This window comes from Allobosea sp. P4_C6 (assembly GCF_056402015.1).
Genome location: NZ_JBFUIF010000146.1, coordinates 1 through 3,339, shown reverse-complemented (window position 1 = coordinate 3,339; position 3,339 = coordinate 1). Strand labels below are relative to the sequence as shown.

At 63.2% G+C, this 3,339-nt stretch carries 3 protein-coding genes and 2 pseudogenes; 2 read left to right on the top strand and 3 right to left on the bottom strand.

Annotated features, from left to right (window positions below):
• Positions 1–371 (bottom strand): lipocalin family protein (locus AC1DVA_RS27075; protein ID WP_476807943.1); only part of this gene is annotated, 371 nt, incomplete at its 3' end.
• A gap of 133 nt (positions 372–504) precedes the next feature.
• On the opposite strand from AC1DVA_RS27075, the gene AC1DVA_RS27070 reads away from it, so the two are divergent.
• The gene (locus AC1DVA_RS27070; RefSeq protein WP_265055236.1) at positions 505–1,062 is read left to right on the top strand and encodes a hypothetical protein; all 558 of its coding nucleotides are present in this window, start codon (positions 505–507) and stop codon (positions 1,060–1,062) included.
• Between the two features lie 475 nt (positions 1,063–1,537).
• Here AC1DVA_RS27070 and AC1DVA_RS27065 read toward each other — a convergent pair.
• Positions 1,538–1,734, bottom strand: a pseudogene (locus AC1DVA_RS27065) (IS3 family transposase); the annotation flags it as partial.
• Between the two features lie 48 nt (positions 1,735–1,782).
• Here AC1DVA_RS27065 and AC1DVA_RS27060 point away from each other — a divergent pair.
• Positions 1,783–2,826, top strand: coding sequence for an IS110 family RNA-guided transposase (locus AC1DVA_RS27060; protein ID WP_476807942.1), 1,044 nt, complete (start codon positions 1,783–1,785; stop codon positions 2,824–2,826).
• A gap of 259 nt (positions 2,827–3,085) precedes the next feature.
• On the opposite strand, the pseudogene AC1DVA_RS27055 reads toward AC1DVA_RS27060, so the two are convergent.
• Positions 3,086–3,337 (bottom strand): annotated as a pseudogene (locus AC1DVA_RS27055) (transposase); the annotation flags it as partial.
• Between the last annotated feature and the right edge of the window lie 2 nt (positions 3,338–3,339).

Here is a 3,339-nt window from a genome sequence, read left to right as displayed (position 1 = left end):
ACCCAATAGTCCCCCTCGACCGGCCAGAAGAAAGTGACCTTGAGCTTCGATCCGTTGGAGCCATCGACGACTCGGGCCGTGGCCTCTGCCGTCTTCACCGATCCCGTCAAGCCGCCTTGGTGGCAGGAGTTGACCACCGCAACAGCACCGTCTGACTTCTGAGAATACTCCGCCGTGACCGCCTCGCAGCCCTTCTGGAAACCCGCCTCATAGCGAGCCTGCTCGTACCACTTGCCGAGATAGCGCTTCAGCTCCACAGGCTTCGCGGGCTGCGGGACATTGGAGTTGCCGACAGGCTGGCTCTCCAGCGGATTGCACGCCGCCAGTGCCATAGTCGATCCGATCACGAGCGCGCTCATCAGGGTTTTCATCGTCATCCTCGCTTGGGCTGCACGATAACGTGAGCTCGCTGACGCGGTTCCCACCCCGCACGCTTCATTGAGTATTGTCCCCGGTATGTCCGCCGCGTAGCATCTCGGCTGCAGCTCCTTACCGGAGGCGGACATGGCTCTTCCCGATGATCTCGTGGCCTGGAGCATCAAGCGTATCGGTCAGAAAATCGGTGATGGCGAATGCTGGACCATGCTTGAAACCGCCCTGACTGACTGCGGCGGCAAGACCTCAACCCAACTCATGGGCGGCAAGGTTGGAACTGACGGCGATTATATCTGGGGCACACTGGTGAAGGATCTGCGCCGCGACGTTGTCGTTGGCGACATTCTACAGTTCCGCAACTTCGTCTGGGAAGACAGGACCGAGGTGAAAACGACGCATCCGAACGGTGATTGGGAAACGGGGGGAACGACTGTTGAGAAGCGCCCTCACCACACAGCAGTCGTTGAGGCTGTTGTGGGCCAGGGCATCGTTGACGTGCTGGAGCAAAACGTTCCCGGGGGCGACCCAATCCATCGCGCGCGCCTTCACATCGTCTCGTTCCTCGGGCCGAAGGTGAAGAAGACTTTGCCTAATGGGGACGTAGTGGAGACGACGCCAAACCATCGCGTCAGCGGCACGGTCTGGGCGTTTCATCCGCAGGTGCCGCTACCTGGCAAGAAGCCTTGAATCGTCGGCTGCGTAGTCGCTCCGGCGAGAGATTCTCTCACAGCATATGACCACAGATTTTCGCGCCTCGCGGGAACCAAAGTCGTCATCATCTCGTTGCCTGCGCGTTGCCATACGACACCTGCCTGCTCTCCAGTCGATGCGTCGCCGCGGATGTACCGGCCGCAGCCGACAGGAGGGCAAAGCCAGTTTCCCGGCGATGGACGAAACCGCCAAGTCCTGACAGAAGTCAGAGGCCCGCGGTTTCCCATACGGCGGGCTTATCCATCCTGCGAATGGCAGAAGGGCGCTGAGACGCCGCAACGCCTCATGGCAACGAGAGAACGCCTTGCCTAGAGCCACCGCTGAATCGTGGCCGGGCCGATCTGATGCATGTCGATCTCGGAATCGCTGAGCCGGCGTTGCAGGTTGAGCACCCGCTGCGGAACAGCTCACTGTGACCGGCAAGCGCAGCCATAGCTTCCTCCTGGAGGCTGCGGATCAGCTCGACGATATCGGCGATGAGCTTTTCCTCATCGTCGCGTCCGTGCGGAATCCGACGTTGTGTCGAGCGATGCTGCCCGAGCACACGGCAGACCCGCCGCTCCGACTCTTCAGAGCGAGCCGGGCATGGTCGATGCAGGCGCGGCGACGGGCGGGGCTCAGATGGGGTATTCGGGGCGCCTCGCGCGGTTGAAGCGGCGGCATAGTGGCGCTCCGATCCAACGCGGGAGTCCCACCATGAACCACCAGCACCATGTCGGCCTCGATGTCTCCGTGAAAGAGACCGCCATCTGCATCGTCGATCCGCACGGTAAGGTCGTGCACCRTACCACCGTCGAGAGCCATCCTGAGGTGATCTGCAAACACCTCATCGGTCTCGGCCACAGCTATGCTCGTATCGGCCTGGAGGCGGGGCCTCTCTCGCCATGGCTCTACGCCGGCCTGGTCGAAGCTGGGTTGCCGGCGATCTGCGTCGAAACCCGTCACATGCACGCCGCCCTTTCGGCGCGMATCAACAAGACCGACCGCAACGACGCGATGGGTATCGCTCAGATGATGCGTGTCGGCCTATTCAAGCCGGTCCACGTCAAGACGCCAGCCAGCCAGCAACGCCGCCTGCTCCTGACCTCGCGCAAATTGCTTCAGCGTAAGGCCTATGACATCGAGAGCGACCTACGAGGTCAGCTGCGCAATTTTGGCCTCAAGGTCGGTGTCGTGGGAGCTGCCGGCTTCGAGCAGCGCGTGCGAGACCTCGTGCTCGATCTGCCCTTCGTCGCGGCTGTGGTCCTACCGTTGCTGGAGGCTCGCTCCGCGTTGCGGACCCAACTCGCCAAGCTGCACAAGATGCTGCTGGACCAGGTCCGCATCGATCCGATCTGCCGACGGCTGATGACCGCACCCGGCGTTGGGCCGGTCGTGGCGCTGACCTACCGCACATGCGTCGACAACCCGGCCCGTTTCGGACGATCGCAATGCGTCGGGGCGCATTTCGGTCTGACGCCGCGGCTTTACCAGTCCGGTGAGACGATGCGGGGCGGGCGGGTCTCGAAGTGCGGGGACACGATGATGCKCGCTGCGCTCTATGAAGCCGCGCTCGTGCTGCTGACCAGCCCGCGCGGCCCGTGGTCCTCCCTGAAGGTCTGGGGGTTGGCCGTGGCCAAACGCCGAGGCATGCAGAAGGCGCTCGTGGCCGTCGCTCGCAAGCTGGCCATCGTGTTGCACCGCATGTGGCGCGACGAGACGGACTTCCGCTGGTCGGCCGCWTCCGCCACGGCGGCCTGAGGCCCGCGCTTTAGCATCACGCAATACCGAGCTCCTCCGGCGTGGAGGGGGCCCTGCGGGGACGATGGGAGCGGGCGAGACCGAGGAAACTCGAGCGTCGGTTCTGCCGAGCGCGCGGCTTAGATGGCTCCGCCCACTCCCTCTGATCCCATCATGAGGCGGCACAGGCCGACCTCGGAGAGAAGCAAGAGCTCCGCAGGACCGTTCGCGCGCCGATCCAGGATGCGCACGCAAGGGAGTTGACCTATGAACCCCGAATAGAGAAGTAGTTTCCCGAGGCAGCTTCCTTGAGGATCAGCTTCTCCAACGTCAGATCCGAGACGGCTTTGCGCAGCCGCTCGTTCTCCTTCTCCAGATCCTTCAGACGCTTCACCTGGTCGGACTTCAGCCCGCCAAACTCCTTGCGCCAGCGATAATACGTGAACGCCGTCACGCTGATGGCCCGGATCGCCTCCGCGACCGGGCGCCCCTGGGACAACAGCACGTCGACCTGCCGCAGCTTCGCGACGATCT

What these genes read in the sequence shown, in the direction of transcription:
- AC1DVA_RS27070 (WP_265055236.1), top strand. Translation starts at nt 505, where the DNA reads ATGGCTCTTCCCGATGATCTCGTGGCCTGGAGCATCAAGCGTATCGGT.